Source organism: Agromyces sp. Soil535, from assembly GCF_001428255.1.
Taxonomy (GTDB): Bacteria; Actinomycetota; Actinomycetes; order Actinomycetales; family Microbacteriaceae; genus Agromyces.
In genome coordinates this window covers 270,923-292,170 of the sequence record NZ_LMRW01000012.1, presented here as the reverse complement: position 1 = coordinate 292,170, position 21,248 = coordinate 270,923, and the positions used below count along the sequence as shown (strand labels likewise).

Here is a 21,248-nt window from a genome sequence, read left to right as displayed (position 1 = left end):
CTCACTGCGCGGCGAACCCGGCGCCCTCCACGACGTCGAGCAGTTCCGCCGCAGCGTCGGTCGCCGCTGCCAGGTCATGCTCGCTCGCGCCGGCGCGGAGCTCCTCCAGCAGGGCATCGACCCTCGTGAGCTCCGCCGCTTCGAGCGTCCGGACGATGCGGTCGCGGATCCATTCGAGGGTGCTCACGTCGCCGGCCACCTTCGACAGGCTCGGCTCGGCCGCATCGTTGATGACCCGGTGCGCCCAGAGCTCGAACCTGGCACGGTCGACTTCGGCGGCGTCCAGGTACTGCAGCTGGAGGTCGAGGGCGCACTGGAGCGCGAGCAATGCCGCGTCGCGCGCGAGGTAGCCGTCCTGCGCGGCGACGGCGAGGGTCAGCTCGGCCACTGCCGCATCGGTCGGCGCGACGAGCCTCGGTGGGACCTCGCCGGTGTCGGCTTGCGCCGTCCACGCCGACGTCAGCCGGGCGAGGGCCGCGGCCGCAGCGGGCCAGTCCGGTTCCCCGGCCGCGTCGAAGACCGCCAGAGCGGAGTCGCCGAGGTCCTTGAGGGCCCCGGGCACCGGTCCTGGGAGCGCGTCGATGGGAACGGCGATCGCCAGTGCCTCCAGGTCACCCGAGTCCGCCGACGAGAACTCGCCGTAGCCCGGAGCGAAGACCTTGTCCGAGATCGTACCGTCCGAGTGGAGCTCCGACGCAACCAGCGCACCGCGCACCCGGCCGCGCGGGCCGTCGACCGTCACGTCGACGTCGGTGACGACGACCTCTTCGAAGACGAGGCCCGGGATGTTCTCCGGCCGCAACGCCTGCCCCACCCGTGGGCGGCCCGGCATGATCATGGCCGCCGGACCCTCCTTGCCGGCCAGCCACGTGCCGGACGTCTCGGCGATCACGCCGTCGGCGTAGTTGTAGACCTCCTCGCCGAGGTACCACACCGACCCGTCGTCGGCCTGCGCGTAGTGGTCGATGGCGACCTCCTCGATCCGGCTGTCGAGGTAGGCGGTGTACTGCGAAATCGCCGTGGTGACGCAATGGCCGGGGAGCCATTCGATGATCCGGGTCTCTGGCATCAGCGTCGTCTCCGTGCGGAACGGCAGGCCCTCGACCAGCCCGTTGAGCACCACCGACTGCAGCTCGCTGATCGGGAAGAGCGGGTTGGTCACCTCGGTCGGCCGCGAGAACGGCGCGGCGACCAGGTCCACGCGCTTCGCGTCGGGTGCGAGGGGAAGCGCGTCGAAGCCGGCCGCCTCGAGTTGGGCGGGTTTCGGCTGGGGCACCTTCGTGCGCGCGGTTGCCTGGCACGGCGTCCCCGTCGATGCCGACGTGCCGGCTCCCCAATCGGCAACGCACGCGCTCAGGGTGAGGAGCACGAGGGCCGCGAGCCCGGCTCCGACCGCTCCTGCCGGCCCGCGGATGGCACGTCGGTGTCGACCCGCTCGCGTCGCCCGCTCGGGCGGTTCCGAGGGTGGCGAGAACATGGCGACCTCCGTGGTCGAGGCGGACCGGTGTCGCGGACGCGACCCGGATCCATCGCCCGCAGCGTAGGTCGGAAGGGCTGAAGCGAGCCTGAACTCCGCTCAGTCGCGCCTGGTCGCCGGGTGCCGCGCCCGCGGCATCCGCCCGCTACTTCAGCGACTTCTGCAGCAGCACCGTGCCGAGCCAGCGGTCGAACTTGAACCCGACCCGGCCCATGCGCCCGATCTCGGTGAACCCGAACTTCTCGTGCAACGCGATCGACGCCTCGGCGCCCTGGTCGGCGATGACCGCGATCATCTCCTTGAGCCCGGCGGCCTTCGAGCGGTCGATGAGCTCAGCGAGGAGCGCGCGCCCTAGCCCCTTTCCGGCGGCCGCCGGCCCCAGGTAGATCGAGTTCTCGACCGTGTAGCGATAGGCGCGCTTCGGCTTCCACGGCGCCACCAGGGCGTAGCCGGTCAGCTGCCCCGTCGGCGACTCCGCGACGAGGAACGGCATGCCGAGCTTGTGCAGGTAGGCGAACTTCGCCTTCCACTCGCGAAGCGTCATGGCGTCCTCGTCGAACGTCACGGTGGAGTTCGCGACGTAGTAGTTGTAGATCTCGCGGACGGCCGGCATGTCCGCGAGGCGCGCCTCGCGGATCGCGAACTCGAAGGCCGCCTCGGCCGGCTCGGGCGTGCGCAGGTGCCGGGGCAGCACCCGTCGCTCCTGGTATTCCTCCTCGAGCATCAGGCCAGACTACTCCGCGGATCTTGCGACCGGATGTCTCGTCGACGGCGTCGCCGGCAGGCGCCAGTCGACCGGTTCGCCACCCTGCGCCTCGAGCAGCGCGTTGGCCCGGCTGAAGGGCCTGGACCCGAAGAACCCGCGGCTCGCCGACAGGGGACTCGGGTGCGCGGACTCGATGACGGGCGTGTCGCCGAGGAGCGGCCGGAGGTTCTGGGCGTCGCGGCCCCAGAGGATCGCGACGAGCGGCGTGCCCCTCGCGACGAGTGCCCGGATCGCGTGGTCGGTAACCTCCTCCCAGCCCATGCCGCGGTGCGATGCCGGCGCACCCGGGCGCACCGTGAGCACCCGGTTCAGCAGCATGACGCCGTGTTCGCTCCACGGCGTGAGGTCGCCGTGGTCGGGTGTCGGCAGGCCGAGGTCGTCGGCGAGCTCGCGGTAGATGTTCGCGAGGCTCCGCGGCACGGGGCGCACGTGCGGATCGACCGCGAACGAGAGCCCGATCGGATGCCCCGGCGTCGGGTAGGGGTCCTGCCCGACGATCAACACCCGCACCTCGTCGAGCGGCGCGCCGAACGCCCGCAGCACGCGATCGCCGCTCGGCAGGTAGCCACGACCGGCTGCGGTCTCTGCGCGGAGGAAGTCCCCCATCTCCGCGATCCGCGGCCCGACGGGCGCGAGCGCCCTCGCCCAACCCGGGTCGATCAGCCCGTTCGACGCGAGCTCGTCGAGCGACTTCGCCACCTCAGGCTCCGATCGTCGACACGAGCACGCCCTGGTCGGCGGGCAGCACCCGCCATACGCTCCCGCGGCCGGCGACCTGCAGGCCGCCGTCGCCCACGATCAGCGCCGTGCGCTCGTCGATGCCGAGCCCGCCGCCGACGAGCCCGGATTCGACGGCAGCGACCAGGCGGGAGAGCATGCCGCGCTCGGCGACGTGCACCTCGATGGCCACGTCGACCAGACCGATGCCGGCCTCGATCTCGAGCTCGAACCCCGGCTCCGCCGGGTCCTCCGGTGCGACGAGCACGCCGCCGATGCGGGAGCCGCTCCCGAGGGAGCCCTCCGCAGCGATCATCGCGCCGGCCGAGACGCCGAGGTAGGGCACCCCGCCGGCGACCAGCCGACGCAGCTCGCCGAACACCGGCTCGAGTCCGGCGCGCACCTCTTCGACGAGGCCGCCGCCCACGGCGATGCCGTCGACGTCGGCGATCGCGGCGAGCCCGATCGGCTCGCCGGGTCGCCCTGCGGTCAGCTGCACCTCGATCTCGGCGCCGCTGCCGGCCGCGACCAGGAGATCGGCGAGCGCCGCGGCCTTCTGGGCCTCGGGGTGCAGTGAGATCACGGCGATGCGCGGCCGCGCGCGACCTGCGGCGCCGCCCCGCAGGACGGCCTCGGCGACGAACGGCGCGTACAGTGGGGCATCCGTACCGGTGGTCGCGCCGCCGCCCACGAGGTGCACGCTCACGCGGCGCCCTCCGCGGCGTCGACGGGCGGGAGCGCCGACCAGGGGAACACGATCCAGTCGTCGGTGCGGCGGTAGTCGAAATCGGGCTCCAGCACGGTGTGCGACTTCGTGTAGAGCGTGGCGGTGCGCACTTCGGCGCCCTCGTCGCGGATGATCGCCACGACCTTCGCGAGGGTGCGACCCGAGTCCGAGACGTCGTCGACGAGCAGCACGCGCTTGCCGCCGAGCGCGGGAGCGTCGAGCATCGGCGGATGCAGCACCGGCTCGGGCAGGCGCTCGTCGATGCCCGAGTAGAACTCGACGTTGATCGAGCCGCACGCCTTCGTGCCGAGCGCATAGGCGATGGCACCCGCGAGCAGGAGCCCGCCACGCGCGATCGCGATCACCACGTCGGGCCGGAAGCCCGCCCGCAGCACGTCGCCCGCGAGCGCTCGTGCGGCGTCGCCGAACTCGTCCCAGGTGAGGATCTCGCGGCGGATCCCGTCGACGCCCGTGGCCGCGTCGTTCGCATCGAAGCTCATCCCGACAGGCTACCCGGCGGGCCCCGCCGGACGCTCGGCGTCGGCGTCGGCGGCGTCGGCGTCGGCGTCGGCCAGCGGCAGGGCATGCGTGGCCGACGGGTCGGGCTCCTCGCCCGTCGAGAGCGACGGCGCCGCGAGCGTGTCGCCCCGGTGCCGAAGACCGGCGACGCGCTCGTTGAGGTAGGAGATGATCGTCGCCGATGCGGTGCCCACGATCGCGACGCCGCCGGCCATCAGCAGGACCGCATAGAACCGGCCGAGCGGGGTCACCGGGTAGGTGTCGCCGTAGCCCACGGTCGCGATCGTGACGAGCGCCCACCAGATGGCATCGCCGAACGTCACGATGTTGGCCCCGGGCGCATTGCGCTCGGCCTCCAGCGTGGCGAGCGCGAGGAAGAACACCCATGCGCCCGCGTAGGCGAGTGCGAGGATGATGAACTGCGCTCGGACCGCCGTCGGCGTGTGCCGTTTCAGGACCGGGAGATTCTGCAGGAGGCCGATGACGCGGAGTGCACGGAACACCGGCAGGATGGCCGAGAGCACTTCGAACGGATGATGCCAGGCGTAATGCCAGCGTCGGCCGCGGGGCGTGAGCGAGATCCGGATGATGACATCGATGACGAAGATCACCCAGGTGGTGATGAGGATGACGGCCAGGACGGTCGTCACCCCCTGCGGCCGATCCGGCCACAGCACGTAGACCGTGTAGGCGAGGACGAAGAACACGCCGAGCAAAGCGAGGGTGCGCCCCGTCGCGTCGACGTAGCGCCGACGACGATGCGTCGCCGGGTCGCCCTCGGGCACGCCGCGGAGGGTCATGGCGCGGTCTCCGTTCGCACCACGAGCTCGCCCTTCGCGAGGCGGTAGGGTGCGGCCTGCGCCACGGGCTTCACGACGATGAGGTCGAGGTCGACGTGGCGCGGCTTCAGCACGGCATCGACGATGACGCCCGCGATGTCCTCGGCCACGAGCGGCTCGGGCACGTCGTCGTAGACGGCGTCGGCCCGGGCGCGGTCGCCGCCGAAGCGCACGAGCGCGAACTCGTCGGTCTTCACCAGGCCGGGCGCCACCTCGACCACGCGGAGCGGTTCGCCGTTCAGTTCGAGCCGGAGCACCTCAGTGAGCGCGTGGGCCGCGAACTTCGCCGCGTTGTACCCGCCGCCGCCCACGTACGCCGTGTGGCCGGCGATCGACGTGACGTTCACGATGTCGGCGACCCCGCGCTCGACGGCGCCCTGGCGAAGGAGCGGCAGCAGCGCGGTCGTGACCCGCTTGAGGGCGAGCACGTTCACCTCGAACATCCAGGCCCAGTCCTCGATCGACGAGGCCTCCACCGAGTCGAGGCCCTTCGCACCGCCCGCGTTGTTCACGAGCGCGTGCACCGGGCCGGTCGCGGCCAGGTGCTCGCGGAGGGCGTCCACGTCACGCTGGTCGGTGAGGTCGGCGACGAACACGGATGCCCCCGTCTCCTCCGCGAGCGCCCGCAGGCGCTCCTCGCGGCGGGCGACGCCCACGACCTCCCACCCCGCGGCGCGGAGCGCGCGCACGGTCGCTGCTCCGATCCCGGAGCTCGCACCGGTCACGACGGCTCGCAGCACATCCATCCGCCCATTGTGGCGCACCACCGGACGAAAGCGCGCGAAGCGCCGGGCCGCGGCATCCGTCGGCCCGGTGCGGTTGAATGGGATGATGCACACGAGGCCGCACGCGACGACCCCGGCGAGGAAGCGGCGCGTGCCGCTCTGGGACAACGCGCGGTGGATCGCGATCACGCTCGTCGTGATCGGGCACGGCATCCTGCCGCTCATCGCCGAGGACGACGTCGCGTACAGCGTGTACCTGTTCATCTACTCGTTCCACGTCGCCGTCTTCGTCATGGTGAGCGGCTACTTCTCGAAGTCGGGCCCGCCGAACGCGCGGGCGCTCAGGCAGATCCTCACCGACATCGTCTTCCCGTTCTTCATCTTCGAGACGATCTGGACCGTCCTCCGCTGGGCGCTCGGCGGCGCGTTCGAGCCCGACTACACGACCGCGTCCTGGACGCTGTGGTTCCTCATCGCGCTCGCCGTGTGGCGCATCGTGCTGCCCTACCTCGTGATGCTGCGGTACCCGCTGCTCATCGCGATCGCCATCTCCATCGGGGCGGGATACACCGAGTCGATCGACGCGACGCTCGCGCTCTCGCGCACGTTCGGGATGCTGCCCTTCTTCGTGTTCGGCTGGAAGCTGCGGCAGTGGCAGCTCACCGGGCGCTGGCTCGACCTGCCGTCCCGCGTCGCGTGGCGGTGGCGGGCGGGCGCGATCGCCCTCTTCGCAGCGGTGCTGGCCGTGATGCCGATGGCCATCGAGACGTGGCGCGACCTGAGGCTGCGCCGATTCATGCTCTACGACGAGTCGTACCAGGCGATCGGCTACGACGAGCCGTGGTCGGGTGCCATCCGGCTCGCACTGCTGCTGTTCGCGATGGTGCTCACGGTGGCGTTCCTGGTGCTCATGCCGCGGCGGGCCACCTGGTTCACCCCGTTCGGCACCGCGACGATGTACATCTACCTGCTGCACACGTTCGTGCTGTTCCCGTTCCGCGAGACCGGCATCCTCGCGGGCGACCAGCCGTTCTGGGTGCTGCCCGCGATGATCCTGTTCTGCATCGGCATCTCGGTGGTGCTGTCGCTGAAGCCCGTGCGCCGCGTGTTCCGGCCGCTCGTGGAACCGCGGGTGCGGTGGCTGTTCCGCCCCGAGCCGTCCACGGCGACCGGCACCCTCGTGCTGCCGCCCGGCGCGATGCCGCCGCGGCCCGAGCCGCCCGCCGACCCGGCGCCGGGGTCGCCGCATCCGTCGGCCGATCCGCCGCTCCCGCCCGATGAGCCGAGGCCGGGGGCGTAGCCGAGCGGATGCCGCGACCACGACCCCCACGCGATTACGTCGTGTGTCGGGGTCCGTTGCCGCCCAGGTGGGCCGGACGTAACGTGGCTCGCGACCGGGCGGGGCGACCCCGCCCCGAGAAGGAGACCTCCATGAGCGAGAACGCCGCCGACTGGCGCTTCGAGACGAAGCAGGTGCATTCGGGCGCCGCACCCGACCCGGTGACCAACGCCCGAGCCACCCCGATCTACCAGACCACGTCCTACGTCTTCAACAGCTCCCAGCACGCGCAGAACCTGTTCGCGCTCGCCGAGTTCGGCAACATCTACACGCGCATCATGAACCCCACGCAGGCCGTCGTCGAGGAGCGCATCGCCGCGCTCGAGGGGGGCACCGGCGCCCTTCTCGTCGCCTCGGGCCAGGCCGCCGAGACGTTCGCGGTGCTGAACATCGCCCAGGCCGGCGACCACATCGTCTCCTCGTCGTCGATCTACGGCGGCACCTACAACCTCTTCAAGTACACGCTCGCGAAGCTCGGCATCGAGACGACCTTCGTCGAGCACCAGGACGACGCCGACGAGTGGCGCCGCGCGGTGCGCCCGAACACGAAGCTCTTCTTCGCGGAGACCATCGGCAACCCCAAGATCAACGTGCTCGACATCTCCCTCGTGGCCGACGTCGCCCACGCCGCCGGCGTGCCGCTCATCGTCGACAACACGATCGCGACGCCGTACCTCATCCGCCCCTTCGAGCACGGCGCCGACATCGTGCTGCACTCGGCGACGAAGTTCCTCGGCGGTCACGGCACGACGATCGGCGGCGTGATCGTCGACGGCGGCAAGTTCGAGTGGTCGAAGAACGTCGAGAGGTTCCCCGGGCTCACCGAGCCCGACCCGAGCTACCACGGGGCGAGCTACACGGGCGCCGTCGGCGACGGCCTCGCCTATATCATCAAGGCGCGCGTGCAGCTGCTGCGCGACCTCGGGGCGGCGATCGCCCCGAACAGCGCATGGCTGCTCATCCAGGGGATCGAGACGCTCTCGCTCCGCGTCGAGCGGCACGTGCAGAACGCGCAGGAGATCGCCGAGTGGCTCGACAACCACCCGGATGTCGCGAGCGTCAACTACTCGGGCCTGCCCTCGAGCCCCTGGTACGCGGCCGCCAACAAGTACGCCCCGAAGGGCGTCGGCGCGGTGCTGTCGTTCGAGCTGAAGGGCGGCGTCGACGCCGGCCGCGCGCTCGTCGACAACCTGCAGCTGTTCAGCCACCTCGCGAACATCGGCGACGTGCGCTCGCTCGTCATCCATCCCGCGTCGACGACGCACTCGCAGCTCACCCCCGAGCAGCAGCTCACGACGGGCGTCACGCCCGGTCTCGTGCGGCTCTCGGTGGGCATCGAGAACGTCGACGACCTGAAGGCCGACCTCGAGGCGGGCCTCGCCGCCGCCCGCGCCGCCACGGAGGCCGCGCGGGTCTGACGACCGGACGTCGATCACGGATGCCGCGAGCCGCATGGGCTCGCGGCATCCGTCGTGTCCGGGCATAACGCGTAACAAACGCGTGCCGCCCCCCGCGGACCGGGAGAATCGGAACATGGACTGGCAGACCACCGCCGACGCGGTGCCCGCGGGCATCGTGTCGGAGGCGCGCGCGCAGTCGCTGCAGGGCCGCGCGCCCGCGACGGGCGCCTGGCGCGACGGCGACCCGGTCGGCGACCGGCGGTTCGTGTCGATCGGCGACGTGGCGCTCGACTCGGGCGCCACCCTGCCGCGCGCCCGCATCGCGTACGAGACGTGGGGCACGCTCTCGCCGGAGCGGGACAACGCGGTGCTCGTGCTGCACGCGCTCACCGGCGACAGCCACGTCATCGGGCCGGCCGGTCCCGCCCATCCGAGCGCGGGCTGGTGGCCGGGGGTCGTGGGTCCGGGGCTCGCGATCGACACCGACCGGTACTTCGTGGTCGCCCCGAACGTGCTCGGCGGATGCCAGGGCACCACCGGTCCCGCCTCGCTCGCGCCAGACGGCGTGGAGTGGGCCACCCGCTTCCCGTTCCTCACCATCCGCGATCAGGTGCGCGGCCAGCTCGCGTTCGCCAGGGCGATCGGCATCGACCGGTTCGCTGCGGTGGTCGGCGGATCGATGGGTGCGATGCACGTGCTCGAATGGGCGATCATGGCACCCGAGGCGGTCGAGCGCATCGCGGTGCTCGCCGCGCCGGCCGCGGCGACCGCCGACCAGGTCGCGCTGAACTCGGTGCAGATCGAGGCCATCCGCACCGATCCCGCCTTCCGCGGCGGCGAGTACTACGACGCCCCCGAGGGCGACGGCCCCACCCGTGGCCTCGCGCTCGCCCGGCGCATGGCCATGCTGAACTACCGCACCGCGGCCGAGCTCAACGGGCGCTTCGAGCGCAGCTGGCAGTCCGACCTCGACCCGCTCGGCGGGGGCGGGCGGTTCGCAGTGGAGTCCTACCTCGATTTCCACGGCAACAAGTTCACCCGCCGGTTCGACGCGAACAGCTACCTCGTGCTCACCGAGGCGATGAACTCGCACGATGTGGGCCGGGGGCGCGGCGGGGCCGCCGCCGCGCTGGCCGGCGTCCGCGCGAAGAGCCTCGTGCTCGGCATCGACAGCGACCGCTACTTCTCCCTCGACGGCCAGGTCGAGGTCGCCGCAGCCCTGCGCAACAGCGTGCACGGCGAGCACCCCGTGCTCGTGCACTCGGAGTACGGGCACGACGCATTCCTCATCGAGCACACGGTCGTCGGAGACGCGCTGCGGCACCTGCTCGCCGCCTGATCGCGCGCGGGGCACGCGGCATCCGCGCCGACTCCGGTACAGTTTCGAAAGACGGCACTCGTGTGTCGGGGGTGCCCGACCGTGCGAGGGGGTGGCGTGAAGCGCATCCACAAGGAACGCGACCGGCTCCTGCGACGCCTCGCCCGAGTCGCCGGGATCGTCGGCTCCGTGAGCGCACTCGCCTGCCTGCTGGTGCCCGGTGCGGCATCACCCCCGGAGCTCGCAGTCGGAACGGTGATCTGCGTGCTCATCGGCGTGCTCATCGTCCTGCACTCGTCCCGCGGTGCCCTCCTGCCCGCCCTCGGGGTCGTCGCAGCGACGATCATGCTGCTCATGCTGCTCGGCGCGGCATCCGTGCTCGACCCTGCCACGACCACGGCGATGGCCGCCGCGGGCGGGGCGGCCTCGGCTTCGGTCGCCCTCCCGCTCGTGGTACGCCACCGCGGGCGCCTCCTCGTGACGGCACTCGCCGCCGCCGTGCTCGCGAGCACGTGGATCGTCGCGTCCTTGGGACACGACCTGCGGGCGGTGGCCGTGGCGACTGCGGCGGGATGGGCCGCCTGCGCGGTGCTCGGGGCGTGGATCGACCGAGCGATCGACCACGCGTCCGATCGCATCGACGAGGTCGGACGCGCGCACGAGGCCGAGCGCCTGGCGAGCGAACTCGAGGCGCAGCAGCGGCAGGACGCGCGCGTGCTGCACGACACCGTGCTCGCGACGCTGTCGCTGCTCGCCCACTCGGGCGTCGGCGTGGGAGCGAGCCCACTCAGGCAGCAGGCGGGCGACGATGCCCGGCTGCTCCGCCAGCTGCGGCTCGGCGCGCCGCTCGACGCCGGGTCGACCGCGATCTTCTCGCCCGATTCCGACGACGACGACGTGCTGAGCACCACCTTCGAGTCGGTTCGGAAGCGGTTCGCGCGCATGGGCCTCGACGTCAACTGGCACGGCGCCGGCCAGCTCGCGCTTCCACGCGAGACCCTCGATGCGCTCCTCGGCGCCCTCGGCGAGTGCCTCGAGAACGTGCGTCGGCACGCAGGGGTGACCGAGGCCGACGTCACCGTGACGGACGACGACCACACCGTGCGCGCCATGGTCACCGACGCCGGCGCCGGATTCGAACCCGACACGATGGACGGAGCCCGGCTCGGCTACGCCGAGTCGGTGGTAGGCCGGCTGCACACGGTGGGCGGCCGAGCGCGCATCTTCTCGTCGCCGGGATCCGGGACGACGGTCATGCTCGAGGTGCCGAAGCCATGACCGGGCGAGCATCCCAGCTCGGCGCCGGCCGGGATCACGGGTTCCGCCGCCCGTCGCGTTCCGCCCGCGCCGTGCGCAGCGCGGGCGACGTACGCGAGAGCCACGGGGGCCGGCGGCTCGCCACCGGCATCACGATCGCGGCCGCCATCGTCATCGCTGCGCAGCTCCTGCACGCCGTCGCGCTGACACCGTACTTCCTGGCCGGGAGAAGCCCGTGGCCGGCGTGGATCGCACTCGGCGCGGTCGTCGGCGTGGGCGTCATCGCCCGGTCGATGTCCCGCCAGCTGCCCGACTGGCTGTACATCGTGCTCCTCGCGGGCCTCGCGGCACCGGTGTGGCTGGACGTCACTGCCACCGCGGGACTTCTCGCCAACGGCGTCACCCCCACCGCAGCCGCGGCTGCGGGCGCGGTGCTCATGCCGGTCGCCGCGATCCGCGGCATCACCGTGCCGGCGCCCGCGGCTGCCGCCATCGCGGCGGTGCTCGCCGTCGAGGCGCTCGTCCAGGTCGGCTCGGCGAAGCTGTACACCGTGGCCGGGATCGCCGTCGCGGCCTCGGCGATCTTCCCGATCCTGCTCGTGGCGCTCGCGCTCTCTGGCTTCCGCCGCCTCGTCGGACGCGAGCTCGACCTGTCCCTCGTGCAGAGCACGGTCGCCACCGCACGGACCGCCGTCGGCATGCGCGCCTCCGAGGAGCTCGCACAGCTGGACTTCGACGCCGAGACGCTGCTCGACGACGTCGGGTCGGGTCGTATCGCCATCCCCCTGCCGCCGGATGCCGCCGAACGAGCGGGCTCGCTCGCCGCACGGCTGCGCGTGCGCCTGATCGAGGGCCGCACCGACACGTGGCTCCGGCACGCCGTCACGGAGTCGGCGTACCTCAGCGACCGGGTCACCGTCGACGACCCGGCGGGCTCCGCCGGGCTGCTCTCCCAGGCACAGCGCGACGGGCTGCTGCTCGGGCTCTGGCTGCTCGTGGCCGACCCTCCGAAGGCCTCCGGACCTCCCCTCCGCGTGCATGTCACCTGCCGGGAGACGAGCGACGAGTCGGCAGCGGAAGCCGCATTCGACATGTCGATCGACGTGTCGGGCGTCTCGCGACGCCGTGCGGACCCCGGGACGTGGGACGCTATCGGTAGTGTCGGAGACCACGAGGTCGAGACGGGGGCAGACGGCTTCCGAATCGACATCACCTGCCGGGTGCACCCGAACACGCACGTCGGCAGTCCGCCGGCCCGAGGGGGGCCGCACGATCGAGGGGAACGCTGAATGGCTGAGACCGATCAACAGATCCGGCTCGCGATCGTCGACGACCACCGGATGCTGCTCGGCGCGCTGTCCGAGTGGCTTCGGGGCGCGGCATCCGACATCGAGCTCGTCGCGGCCGTGCCGGCATGGTCCGAGCTGCTCGCCCACCCTGAGTTCCCGGTCGACGTCGTACTTCTGGACCTCGACCTGCGTGACAACATCCCGGTCTCGCTCAAGCTGTCGATGCTGAAGTCCGCGGGCGTGCAGACCATGCTGATGAGCACCTATTCCGAGCCGGCCGTCGTGCGCGAGGCGCTCAGCTCGGGCGCGCTCGGCTACCTCGTGAAGTCCGAGCCCGTCGAGAACATCATCGAGGCGATCCGCGCCGCCCGCATGGGCGAGTCGTACCTGACGCCCGAGCTCGAGGACGCCCTCGCCGACGAAGGCGCAGTGCCCAAGCTCTCCGCGCAGGAGCGGCGGGTGATGGCGCTCTACGGCGCGGGCCAGCCCGTGAAGGCGGTGGCGTTCCAGCTCGGCATCTCCGAGGAGACGGCCAAGAGCTACCTCAAGCGCATCCGCGAGAAGTACCGCGTCGCCGGTTACGACGTCGGCACCAAGGTCGCGCTGCGCAAGCGCGCCATCCTCGACGGCATCCTGCTCCAGTCCGACTGAGCAGATGCCGCGGTGGGATCGCGCGGAGGCTGCCCGCCCCGCGCGATCCCTGGCGTGGCGCGGATGCGTGTGGCGCCTAGGACTCGACGACCTCGACGGCGCCCGTCGCGTACGGCACGACGACCCCGCGCTGCCCGCGTACGCGGTCGAGCGCGAACGTGCCGACCGCGAGGAGCACGCCCGCGATCGTGAGCACGAGCCCGATCCAGATCGGGGCGACGTAGCCGAGGCCCGCGGCGATCGCGAGGCCGCCGAGGAGCGCGCCGAGGCTGTTGCCGATGTTCAGGGCCGAGTGGTTGAGGGCGGCCGCGATCGACTGGCTGTCGCGGGCGATGTCCATGAGTCGGGCCTGGATCGTGGGCGACAGCGCCGCCGACGAGGCGCCCACGAGGAAGACGCCGGTGAAGAGGCCCACGGGGTCCGCGGCGGTGAGGCCGAGCAGCACGAGCCCGATGGCGAGAATCCCGAAGAACACGTACATGCTTCGCCGCACGCTCCAGTCGGCGAGCCGCCCGCCGACGAGGTTGCCGATCGTCATGCCGACGCCGAACACGATGAGCACCACGGGAACGAGCGCGGGCGCGAGACCGGTGACCTCGGTCGCCAGGGGCGCGACGTAGCTGTACACCGCGAAGAGCCCGCCGAAGCCGATCGCGCCGATCGCGAGCGCGAACCACACCTGCACGCGGATGAACGCGCGCAGCTCGCGCTTCATGGTCGCGTGCGGATCGCCCGCCTGCCACGGCACGGCGACGAGCACGGCGAGGAACGTGAGCGCGAAGATCCCGGCGACGGCGAGGTAGGCGATGCGCCAGCCGGCCGACTGCCCCAGCCAGGTGATCGCTGGGACGCCGACCACGTTCGCGATCGTGAGCCCCGACAGCACGAGCGCCACGCCGCGGGCGCGCTTGCCAGGACCCATGAGGCTCGCGGCGACGAGCGAGGCGATGCCGAAGTACGCGCCGTGCGGCAGCGCGGCGATGAAGCGCGCGATGAGCACGAGGCCGAACGACGGGAGCAGCGCGGAAGCGATGGTGCCGAGCGTGAATGCCGTCAGCAGCGCGAGCAGCAGGCGCTTGCGCGGCCAGCGCGCTGCGGCGGCCGCGATGGTCGGGGCGCCGACCACGACGCCGAGCGCGTACGCCGCGATGATCCATCCGGCCGCCGCGTTCGCTTCCGCGGGGTCCTGGGAATAGACGCCCGGCAGCAGGTCCTGCGCGATGTTCGGCAGCAGGCCCATGGCCACGAACTCGGTCGAGCCGATGCCGAAGCCGCCAAGGGCGAGTGCCAGCAGCGCGAAACGGATACGGGCCGGCGACAACGTCGTCGGCCCGTCGGTTGAGGGGGTCACCCGTCGATTCTCGCACGGATCGAATCGATTCGATAGCGTGAGGTCATCACGGTCGGATGCCGCGTGCGACACTCGGTCGCAGCGGATCTCGCAATCGCCCGCGCGGAGGCTGCAGGGGTCTAGTCGCTGCCGTCCCGCTCCTCGAGAGCCGCCTCCAGGCGCTCCACCTTCGCATCGATCTCGCCCACGCGACCAGGGCGAATGTCCGCCTTCAGGACGAGGGACACCCGCGGCCCGTACTGGGCGACCGCCTCGGTCGCGCGGCGGATCACGTCGAAGACTTCGTCCCACTCGCCTTCGATCGTCGTGAACATCGAGTCGGTGCGGTTCGGGAGCCCCGACTCCCGAACGATGCGGACGGCGGCGGCGACCGCATCATGGATGGATCCCTCCGGGCCTTCCGACCCGCTCGGCGCCAGTGAGAACGCAACCAGCATGTGCCCTGCTCCTAACTCGTGCTCCGAACTGCCTTCCCCTATTCTCACGCCATCCGCCGAGCCCGGATGCAGCCCGCCCGCCACACCTCGCGGATCGCCCACACGAGGAGCGCGACGAGCAGGGCGACCTTCGCAGTGAGCACCAGTACGAACCCAGGGTGCGCGGCGAGCAGCCAGCCGTACCAGTGGGGGTAGATCACCTGCGTGAGCAGCGCGATGGCGGCCGCGAGCGCGGCGGGAACGAGGAATCGGCGCGGCCGCAGCGCGAGGCCGAGCACGACGGGGGCCGCGAGCCAGGTCGCGAACTGCGGCGAGCCGACCTTGTTCGCGAGCATCAGCACCACGACGAACGAGAGGGCGAGCGGGGCGAGCAGCTGCCCGAGCGCGGCGCCGCGGCGCGTCGCCCTGATGCCGAGGAGGAGCACGACCAGCACGCCCACGGCCATGAGCGGCATCGTGGTGCCGGCCGCGGCATCCGCACCCGGCCCTGAGATCTGGAAGGTGTTGATGTCGCGGTCGTAGACGACCTCGACGTCCGCCGCGCCGCCGACGATCTGCCAGAGCCAGGCGACGGCGAGCGGCGCCTCCACCTGGAGGCCGCGGCCGGCCTGCTCGGCGATGAAGCCGACGGCGTTCAGCCCTGATCCCGCGAGGAGGCTGACGCCCAGGATCCCGACGCTGAGCGACACGGCGACGGTCGCGACGTCCCAGCGCCTGCGCGACGCGACCAGGAGCGCGCCGAGGAGCGCGGCCGGCCACACCTTGACCCACGCGCCGATCGTGAGGAGGGCGGCCGCCACCCGCGGGCGGCCCGCCGCCCAGAGCAGGCCGGTGATCGCGAGCGGCACCGTGATCGCGTCGATCCGTCCGAGCGCGATGGGTCCGAGCATCGCGAGGAAGCCCAGCCACCACCACGCGGCGATCCGCCTCGTGTGCGACATGCGGCGGGTGCCGATGAGGATCGAGAACGCCACCGCATCGAGCAGCGTGACGAGGGCGAGCCAGGTCTCTCCGTACCAGTCGGGGCCGAAGGCGAGCGACACCGTCATGGGCGCGAACGCCAGGATCGGGTAGACCCACGGCGCGTCGATGCCCATCCGCACGATGCCGTCGGCGGCGAGCTCGGTCCAGCCGCGGTACACCTCGGTGACGTCGTAGAGCGGGCCGCCCTGTGCCGTCAGGTTGAGCACGACGAGCAGGGCGTGCACGGCCGCGAAGGCGAGCCAGAGGGCGGCGCGCCCCCCGAGGAACCGGCGGAGTCGGCTGCTGCGCACGGATGTCTCCTGCACGTCCCCCGCCGTCATGGCGTCGAGCCTAGCCGAGCGTCGCACTCCGCCGGTGCGCGGCACGTGTCGCCGATCTCCGACAGGCCGGCGCGATTCCTGCCGGGCGCCCGACTCAGCGCTCGAGCAGCGAGCCGACCACGCCCGGCACGGCAGCGGCGATGTCGAGCGCGGTGACGGGTCCCCCGCCGACGTCTGCGCTCGCGCGCCACGCCGCCTCGCCCTGCACCCACGCCGCGGTGGCCGCGAGGGCGGTCAGGGCCTCAGCGTCCTTCGCGAGCAGCTCGTGGTGGGTGGCGACGAGGGCGCCGAGAATGCCGCCGAGCACGTCGCCGCTCCCTGCCGTCGCCAGCCAGTGGGTCGGGGCGGTCACGGTGTAGCGGTCGCCGTCAGGGTCGCACACGTACGTGACCGCGCCCTTCAGGAGCACCGCGACCCCGAGCTCGGAGGCCGCGCGCTCGGCCCATTCCCCCGGTGAGGCACGCACCTCCTCGACGGTGGCCGGGACCTCGCGGGCGGTCAGCAGCCGTGCGAGCTCGCCCGCGTGGGGGGTGATGACCGTCGGCGCGGTGTGGGTGCCCACGAGGTCGAGCGCCCCGGCGTCGAGCACGACCGGGACGAGCGCGGCGAGCGCCTGCCCGAGGTCGCCGAGCAGCACGAACGACCGCCGCCCCTGGTCGATGCCCGAGCCGATCAGCCACGCCTGGACCCGCCCGGCCACCGTGACGGTCTCGGGGCGCCTGGCGAGCACCATCTGGCGCGGCGCCTTCGGCCCGATGTAGCGCACCATCCCGACACCGGCGCGGTGCGCGGCCTCCACCCCGAGCACCGCCGCGCCCGGGTACTCCTGCGACCCAGTGACGACGCCGAGCACACCGCGCGAGTACTTGTCGTCGCCGGCTGCCGGCGCGGCGATCCACTCGGCCGCGTCATCCGCGGTCCACTCCTGCCACCCGGTCGTCATGCTCCAACGATAGGTTGGACTGGATGCCTCCGACAGCCGCCGCACCGATCAGCCTCGCCCCCCGCGTCGTCGTGTTCGACTACGGGGAGGTCATCTCGCGCGAGCCGTCGGACGCGGATCGCGCCCGGCTCGTCGCTCGAGCGGGCGTGGCCGCCCACGCGTTCTGGACGGCGTACTGGGCGCACCGGGAACCGCTCGACCAGGGCACCGCGTCCATCGCCGAGTACTGGACCGCCGTCGCCGGCGACCTCGGGGTCGACTGGGACCCGGTCGACGTGCACGAGCTGTGGGCGATCGACCACCGCGGGTGGCTCAGCGTCGACCCCGGCACCCTCCGGGTGCTGCACGCCCTCGCCGACGGCGGCACCCGGCTCGCCCTGCTCTCGAACGCCGGGGCGGACTTCTCGGGCTGGTTGCGCTCAGGGTCGTTCTCCCCCCTGTTCGAGCGGGTGTTCGTGAGCGGCGAGCTCGGGCTCGTGAAGCCGCACGCGGCGATCTACGAGCATGTCATCGGCGAGCTCGGCATCACGCCGGCCGAGCTCCTCTTCGTCGACAACAGGACAGAGAACGTCGACGGCGCGAAGGCGATCGGCGGCGACGGCCACGTCTTCACGGATGCCGCGTCACTCGAGTCGTGGTTGCGGAGCCTCGCCGCGTGACGAGCGGCATACGCCCCGTCGTTCAACCCGTGATGGCCGCCCTCATCTTCATCACCTGCTCGAGTCGCCCCGGTGAGGGCTCCTCGATCGCCATGATGTTCCCCTCGCTGTCGCTGAACCATGCCGCGCGCTCATCGGCGATCTCCGCAACGCCGTCGACGGTCGTGAGCCCCGGCAGGTCGTAGTCGTGGAACACGACGCCGCGCGTCCGCATCGCGGTCATGTCACGATCGAGGTCGTCGGTGATGAACGAGAGTTCAGTGTTCTGCGCTGTGCCCGCGTAGCTCGACTCGTAGACGTGAACCGGCATACCGCCGACGTCGAAGATGTCGCCGCCGTCGTCGGAGTAGACGGGGTCGTGCTCCAGCACCTCGTGCCAGAACCGTCGTGCGCGGGCGAGGTCTGAGGCGGCGAGTACGGGCATCGCGATGAGCTTCTCGAACATGGTGTTTCCTTGACTTCCAGAGCCGCGTTGAGGGCGCCAGGAAACTCGGCGGCGACGGCCACGTCTTCACGGATGCCGCGTCGCTCGAGGCGTGGTTGCGGAGCCTCGCCGAGAGCTGGGACCGATGGGCGGGAGTCAGGCCATTCCCGCCGCGGCCGCGCGCATCTTCTCCGCCATCTCCCTCATCGCCGGGGACACCTGGCTGATCGCGATGATGTTGCCCTCGCTGTCGCTGAACCACGCCCCGCGCTCCTCGCCGATCTCTGCGACCCCGTCGACCGTCTTCAGGCCGGGCATGTCGTAGTCGTGGAACATGACGCCGTGGGTGCGGAGGTGGGTCATGTCGCGGTCGAGGTCGTCGGTGATGAGGTTGAGCGCCGTGTTCTTTGCGGTGCCGGCGAAGTCGGTGCGATAGACCATCAGGCTGGTGCCGCCGAGGTCGTAGAACTCGGCCTCGCCCTCGGCGTCCGAGTACACGGGATCGCGGCCAAGCACGTCATGCCACCACTGCTTCGCGCGTGCCAGGTCCGAAGCCGGGAGCACAGCCGTCGCCATAAGCTTCTCAAGCATGATAATTCCTCAATTCCTCGGGTTGGCGCCAGTCTACGCCGGGCCGAGCGGAGGCACCTCACCCGATTCGGGTTACGCGCTACGTCCTCCGAGTCGCGTCCTGCACCTCGCCGACGAGCTCCTCGATGATGTCCTCGAGGAAGATCACGCCGGTCGTGGTGCCGTCCTCGTCGAACGCGCGAGCGACGTGCGTGCCGAGCCGGCGCATGGTCGCGAGCGCGTCCTCGAGATCGGTGCCGTTGAAGATCGAGACCAGCCGGCGCACGCGCTTGGCAGGCAGGGGGTCGTCGAGCTCGTCGTCGTCGAGGTCGATGACGTCCTTCAGGTGCACATAGCCGTCGGGCTCGCCGTCCTCGCCGAGGATGACGTACCGCGAGAAGCCGTGACGTGCGACCGCCCGCTCGACGTCAGCCGGCGTCGCGGTCGGCGGCAGGCTCACGAGCGCCGACATCGGCACGGCGACATCCTTCACCCGCTTGGTCGTGAACTCGAACGCGGCGGTGAGGGTGCCGCTCGCGTCGTCGAGCACTCCCTCGCGACGCGACTGGTCGACGATGGTCTGCACCTCCTCGAGCGTGAACGTCGAGGTCGCCTCGCTCTTGGGCTCCACGCCGAACAGTCGCAGCACCCCGTTCGCCATGGCGTTCAGTGCCACGATGATGGGCCGGAAGAGGCGCGCGAGGAAGACGAGCGGCGGCGCGAGCAGCAGCACGGCGCGATCGGGCACCGAGAACGAGAGGTTCTTCGGCACCATCTCGCCGAAGACCACGTGCAGGTACGAGACGAGCACGAGGGCGATGATGAACGCGACCGTCGACACGACGCCGTCGGACCAGCCCGTGAGGTGCAACGGCACCTCGAGCAGGTGGTGGATCGCGGGCTCCGAGACGTTCAGGATCAGCAGCGAGCAGATCGTGATGCCGAGTTGGCTCATCGCGAGCATGAGCGTCGCGTGCTCCATCGCCCACAGGGCGGTCTTCGCGCTGCGCCGGCCCGCTTCGGCGAGCGGCTCGACCTGGGATCGGCGTGCCGAGATCACGGCGAACTCGGCGCCGACGAAGAATGCGTTCGCGATGAGCAGCACGAACAGCCAGACGAGGCCGGCCCAGTCGCTCATCGCTCCTCCCCCTCTTCATCGCCTCGGGCGGGCGCCGGCTTCGGCACGAACCTGAGCCGGTCGATGCGGCGCCCGTCGAGGCGCTGCACGACGAGGGTGCCCTCGTCGATGGTGACCTCGTCGCCGACCGCCGGCAGGCGCCCGAGCTCGGCCATGACGAACCCCGCGACGGTCTCGTAGTCGCCGTTCTCCGGCACTCGGATGCCGGTGCGTTCGACGAGCTCGTCGGGGCGGAGGATGCCGGGGAAGCTCACCTCGTCGCCGCGACGCACGATTCCGGCGTGAGTGCGGTCGTGCTCGTCGGCGACCTCGCCGACGAGCTCCTCGACGAGGTCCTCGAGCGTCGCGACGCCTGCGGTGCCGCCGTACTCGTCGACGACCACCGCCATCTGGAACCCACGCACCCTGAGTTCGCCGAGCAGCATGTCGAGCTTGATCGTCTCGGGCACGCGCAGGGCCTCCGACTGCAGGGCGGACGCGGGCACCTCCCCTCGCCGCTCGCGCGGCACGACCAAGGCCTGCTTGACGTGCACGACGCCCACGATGTCGTCGAGGTTCTCGTCGTAGACGGGGAACCTGGAGTAGCCGGTCTGGCGGGTGAGCTCGAGCACGGCCTCGGCCGGCTCCTGGCGCTGCACCGCCGCCACGCGGGGGCGGGGGGTCATGACATCGGATGCATCGTGGTCGGCGAACCGGAGCGTTCGCCCGAGCAGCGTGGCGGTGTCCTGTTCGAGCAGGCCGGCGCTCGCGGACCGGCGCACGAGCGACGAGAGCTCCTCGGCGGATCGGGCCCCCGACAGCTCCTCCTTCGGCTCGATCCCGACGCCGCGGAGCAGGGCGTTCGCGCTGCCGTTCAGCACCGCGACCGCCGGACGGAACACCCACGTGAACGCCGTCTGGAACGGAATCACCAGGATGGCCGTCTGGCGCGGCAGGGCGAGGGCGAAGTTCTTCGGCACGAGCTCGCCGAGCACCATCGAAAGCAGCGTGGCGATGATGATCCCGGTGGTCGCGCCCACCGCGCGCACCATCCCCTCGGGCAGGCCGAGCGCGGTGAGGGGGCCGGCGAGCAGCGAGCTGATCGCCGGCTCCATCGTGTACCCGGTGAGCAGCGTCGTGAGCGTGATGCCGAGCTGTGCGCTCGAGAGATGCGTGGACGTGATCTTCAGCGCGGAGATCGTGAGTCCGAGGCGGGTCTCGCCCTTGGCGCGGCGCGCCTCGAGCTCTGCGCGATCGAGGTTGACGAGCGCGAACTCGCTCGCAACGAACAGGCCCGTGCCGATCGTGAGGAGGAGTCCGATGCCGAGGAGGATCCACTCAGACATCCGCACCTCCCCATTCGGTCACGGGCGAGGGTCTATGGCCGGGCGTATTCGCAGAGGGAGGATCGTCCATTGT

The 21,248-nt window shown here is 71.5% G+C and carries 22 protein-coding genes; 7 read left to right on the top strand and 15 right to left on the bottom strand.

Annotation, left to right across the window (positions count from 1 at the left end; all coding sequences use genetic code 11):
• Position 1 precedes the first annotated feature (1 nt).
• The 7 genes from ASG80_RS10710 to ASG80_RS10680 form a co-directional block, all read right to left on the bottom strand.
• On the bottom strand, positions 2-1,477 hold the full coding sequence (locus tag ASG80_RS10710) for a hypothetical protein (RefSeq protein WP_056730390.1): 1,476 nt from the start codon (positions 1,475-1,477) through the stop codon (positions 2-4).
• A 145-nt stretch (positions 1,478-1,622) separates the two neighbouring features.
• On the bottom strand, positions 1,623-2,201 hold the full coding sequence (locus tag ASG80_RS10705) for a GNAT family N-acetyltransferase (RefSeq protein ID WP_056730388.1): 579 nt from the start codon (positions 2,199-2,201) through the stop codon (positions 1,623-1,625).
• Between the two features lie 9 nt (positions 2,202-2,210).
• A complete protein-coding gene (locus tag ASG80_RS10700) occupies positions 2,211-2,942 on the bottom strand; it encodes a uracil-DNA glycosylase (protein WP_056730386.1) in 732 nt (243 codons plus the stop codon).
• Position 2,943: 1 nt separating this feature from the next.
• Entirely contained in the window at positions 2,944-3,666 is a 723-nt protein-coding gene (locus ASG80_RS10695; RefSeq protein ID WP_056730384.1) for a Type 1 glutamine amidotransferase-like domain-containing protein, read from the bottom strand.
• Positions 3,663-4,187: a phosphoribosyltransferase gene (locus ASG80_RS10690; RefSeq protein WP_056730382.1), complete on the bottom strand. Its 525-nt coding sequence runs from the start codon at positions 4,185-4,187 to the stop codon at positions 3,663-3,665. The genes ASG80_RS10695 and ASG80_RS10690 overlap by 4 nt, the downstream gene beginning before the upstream one ends.
• Positions 4,188-4,196: 9 nt before the next feature.
• Positions 4,197-5,006: a potassium channel family protein gene (locus ASG80_RS10685; RefSeq protein WP_056730380.1), complete on the bottom strand. Its 810-nt coding sequence runs from the start codon at positions 5,004-5,006 to the stop codon at positions 4,197-4,199.
• Positions 5,003-5,791 (bottom strand): SDR family NAD(P)-dependent oxidoreductase, encoded by a 789-nt coding sequence (locus ASG80_RS10680; protein WP_056730933.1) that lies wholly within the window; start codon positions 5,789-5,791, stop codon positions 5,003-5,005. Before ASG80_RS10680 ends, ASG80_RS10685 begins: the two co-directional genes overlap by 4 nt.
• Before the next feature lie 85 nt (positions 5,792-5,876).
• Between ASG80_RS10680 and ASG80_RS10675 the strand changes: the two genes are divergently transcribed.
• From ASG80_RS10675 to ASG80_RS10650, 6 genes are all read left to right on the top strand, one after another.
• Positions 5,877-7,070: an acyltransferase family protein gene (locus ASG80_RS10675; RefSeq protein ID WP_304439127.1), complete on the top strand. Its 1,194-nt coding sequence runs from the start codon at positions 5,877-5,879 to the stop codon at positions 7,068-7,070.
• 131 nt (positions 7,071-7,201) lie between these two features.
• Positions 7,202-8,527: a bifunctional o-acetylhomoserine/o-acetylserine sulfhydrylase gene (locus ASG80_RS10670; protein WP_056730376.1), complete on the top strand. Its 1,326-nt coding sequence runs from the start codon at positions 7,202-7,204 to the stop codon at positions 8,525-8,527.
• A 115-nt stretch (positions 8,528-8,642) separates the two neighbouring features.
• Complete coding sequence (locus ASG80_RS10665; protein ID WP_056730373.1) at positions 8,643-9,848, top strand: homoserine O-acetyltransferase; 1,206 nt, start codon at positions 8,643-8,645, stop codon at positions 9,846-9,848.
• Positions 9,849-9,944: 96 nt separating this feature from the next.
• A complete protein-coding gene (locus ASG80_RS10660; RefSeq protein ID WP_056730931.1) occupies positions 9,945-11,105 on the top strand; it encodes a sensor histidine kinase in 1,161 nt (386 codons plus the stop codon).
• Positions 11,102-12,373 (top strand): hypothetical protein, encoded by a 1,272-nt coding sequence (locus ASG80_RS10655; RefSeq protein ID WP_056730371.1) that lies wholly within the window; start codon positions 11,102-11,104, stop codon positions 12,371-12,373. The genes ASG80_RS10660 and ASG80_RS10655 overlap by 4 nt, the downstream gene beginning before the upstream one ends.
• Positions 12,374-13,024 (top strand): response regulator transcription factor, encoded by a 651-nt coding sequence (locus ASG80_RS10650; RefSeq protein WP_056730369.1) that lies wholly within the window; start codon positions 12,374-12,376, stop codon positions 13,022-13,024.
• Between the two features lie 76 nt (positions 13,025-13,100).
• Here the strand turns inward: ASG80_RS10650 and ASG80_RS10645 are convergent, their stop codons facing one another.
• The 4 genes from ASG80_RS10645 to ASG80_RS10630 form a co-directional block, all read right to left on the bottom strand.
• Entirely contained in the window at positions 13,101-14,375 is a 1,275-nt protein-coding gene (locus ASG80_RS10645) for an MFS transporter (RefSeq protein ID WP_056730367.1), read from the bottom strand.
• Positions 14,376-14,494: 119 nt separating this feature from the next.
• Positions 14,495-14,812, bottom strand: a complete 318-nt coding sequence (locus ASG80_RS10640; protein WP_056730364.1) for a thiamine-binding protein — start codon at positions 14,810-14,812, stop codon at positions 14,495-14,497.
• A gap of 44 nt (positions 14,813-14,856) precedes the next feature.
• Positions 14,857-16,116 (bottom strand): glycosyltransferase 87 family protein, encoded by a 1,260-nt coding sequence (locus ASG80_RS10635; RefSeq protein WP_082590133.1) that lies wholly within the window; start codon positions 16,114-16,116, stop codon positions 14,857-14,859.
• Positions 16,117-16,210: 94 nt separating this feature from the next.
• On the bottom strand, positions 16,211-17,059 hold the full coding sequence (locus tag ASG80_RS10630; RefSeq protein WP_056730362.1) for an ADP/ATP-dependent (S)-NAD(P)H-hydrate dehydratase: 849 nt from the start codon (positions 17,057-17,059) through the stop codon (positions 16,211-16,213).
• Positions 17,060-17,082: 23 nt separating this feature from the next.
• Here ASG80_RS10630 and ASG80_RS10625 point away from each other — a divergent pair, with 23 nt between their 5' ends.
• On the top strand, positions 17,083-17,718 hold the full coding sequence (locus ASG80_RS10625; RefSeq protein WP_056730360.1) for an HAD family phosphatase: 636 nt from the start codon (positions 17,083-17,085) through the stop codon (positions 17,716-17,718).
• 22 nt (positions 17,719-17,740) lie between these two features.
• On the opposite strand, the gene ASG80_RS10620 is transcribed toward ASG80_RS10625, so the two are convergent.
• The 4 genes from ASG80_RS10620 to ASG80_RS10605 all read right to left on the bottom strand — a co-directional run bounded on the left by ASG80_RS10620 (position 17,741) and on the right by ASG80_RS10605 (position 21,175).
• The gene (locus tag ASG80_RS10620; protein ID WP_056730358.1) at positions 17,741-18,163 is read right to left on the bottom strand and encodes a VOC family protein; all 423 of its coding nucleotides are present in this window, start codon (positions 18,161-18,163) and stop codon (positions 17,741-17,743) included.
• A 135-nt stretch (positions 18,164-18,298) separates the two neighbouring features.
• Positions 18,299-18,733, bottom strand: coding sequence for a VOC family protein (locus ASG80_RS10615; RefSeq protein ID WP_056730355.1), 435 nt, complete (start codon positions 18,731-18,733; stop codon positions 18,299-18,301).
• A 79-nt stretch (positions 18,734-18,812) separates the two neighbouring features.
• The gene (locus tag ASG80_RS10610; RefSeq protein WP_056730353.1) at positions 18,813-19,850 is read right to left on the bottom strand and encodes a hemolysin family protein; all 1,038 of its coding nucleotides are present in this window, start codon (positions 19,848-19,850) and stop codon (positions 18,813-18,815) included.
• Positions 19,847-21,175 carry a hemolysin family protein gene (locus tag ASG80_RS10605; RefSeq protein ID WP_056730351.1) on the bottom strand — a complete coding sequence of 443 codons (1,329 nt, stop codon included), beginning with the start codon at positions 21,173-21,175 and terminating at the stop codon, positions 19,847-19,849. Before ASG80_RS10605 ends, ASG80_RS10610 begins: the two co-directional genes overlap by 4 nt.
• Positions 21,176-21,248 lie beyond the last annotated feature (73 nt).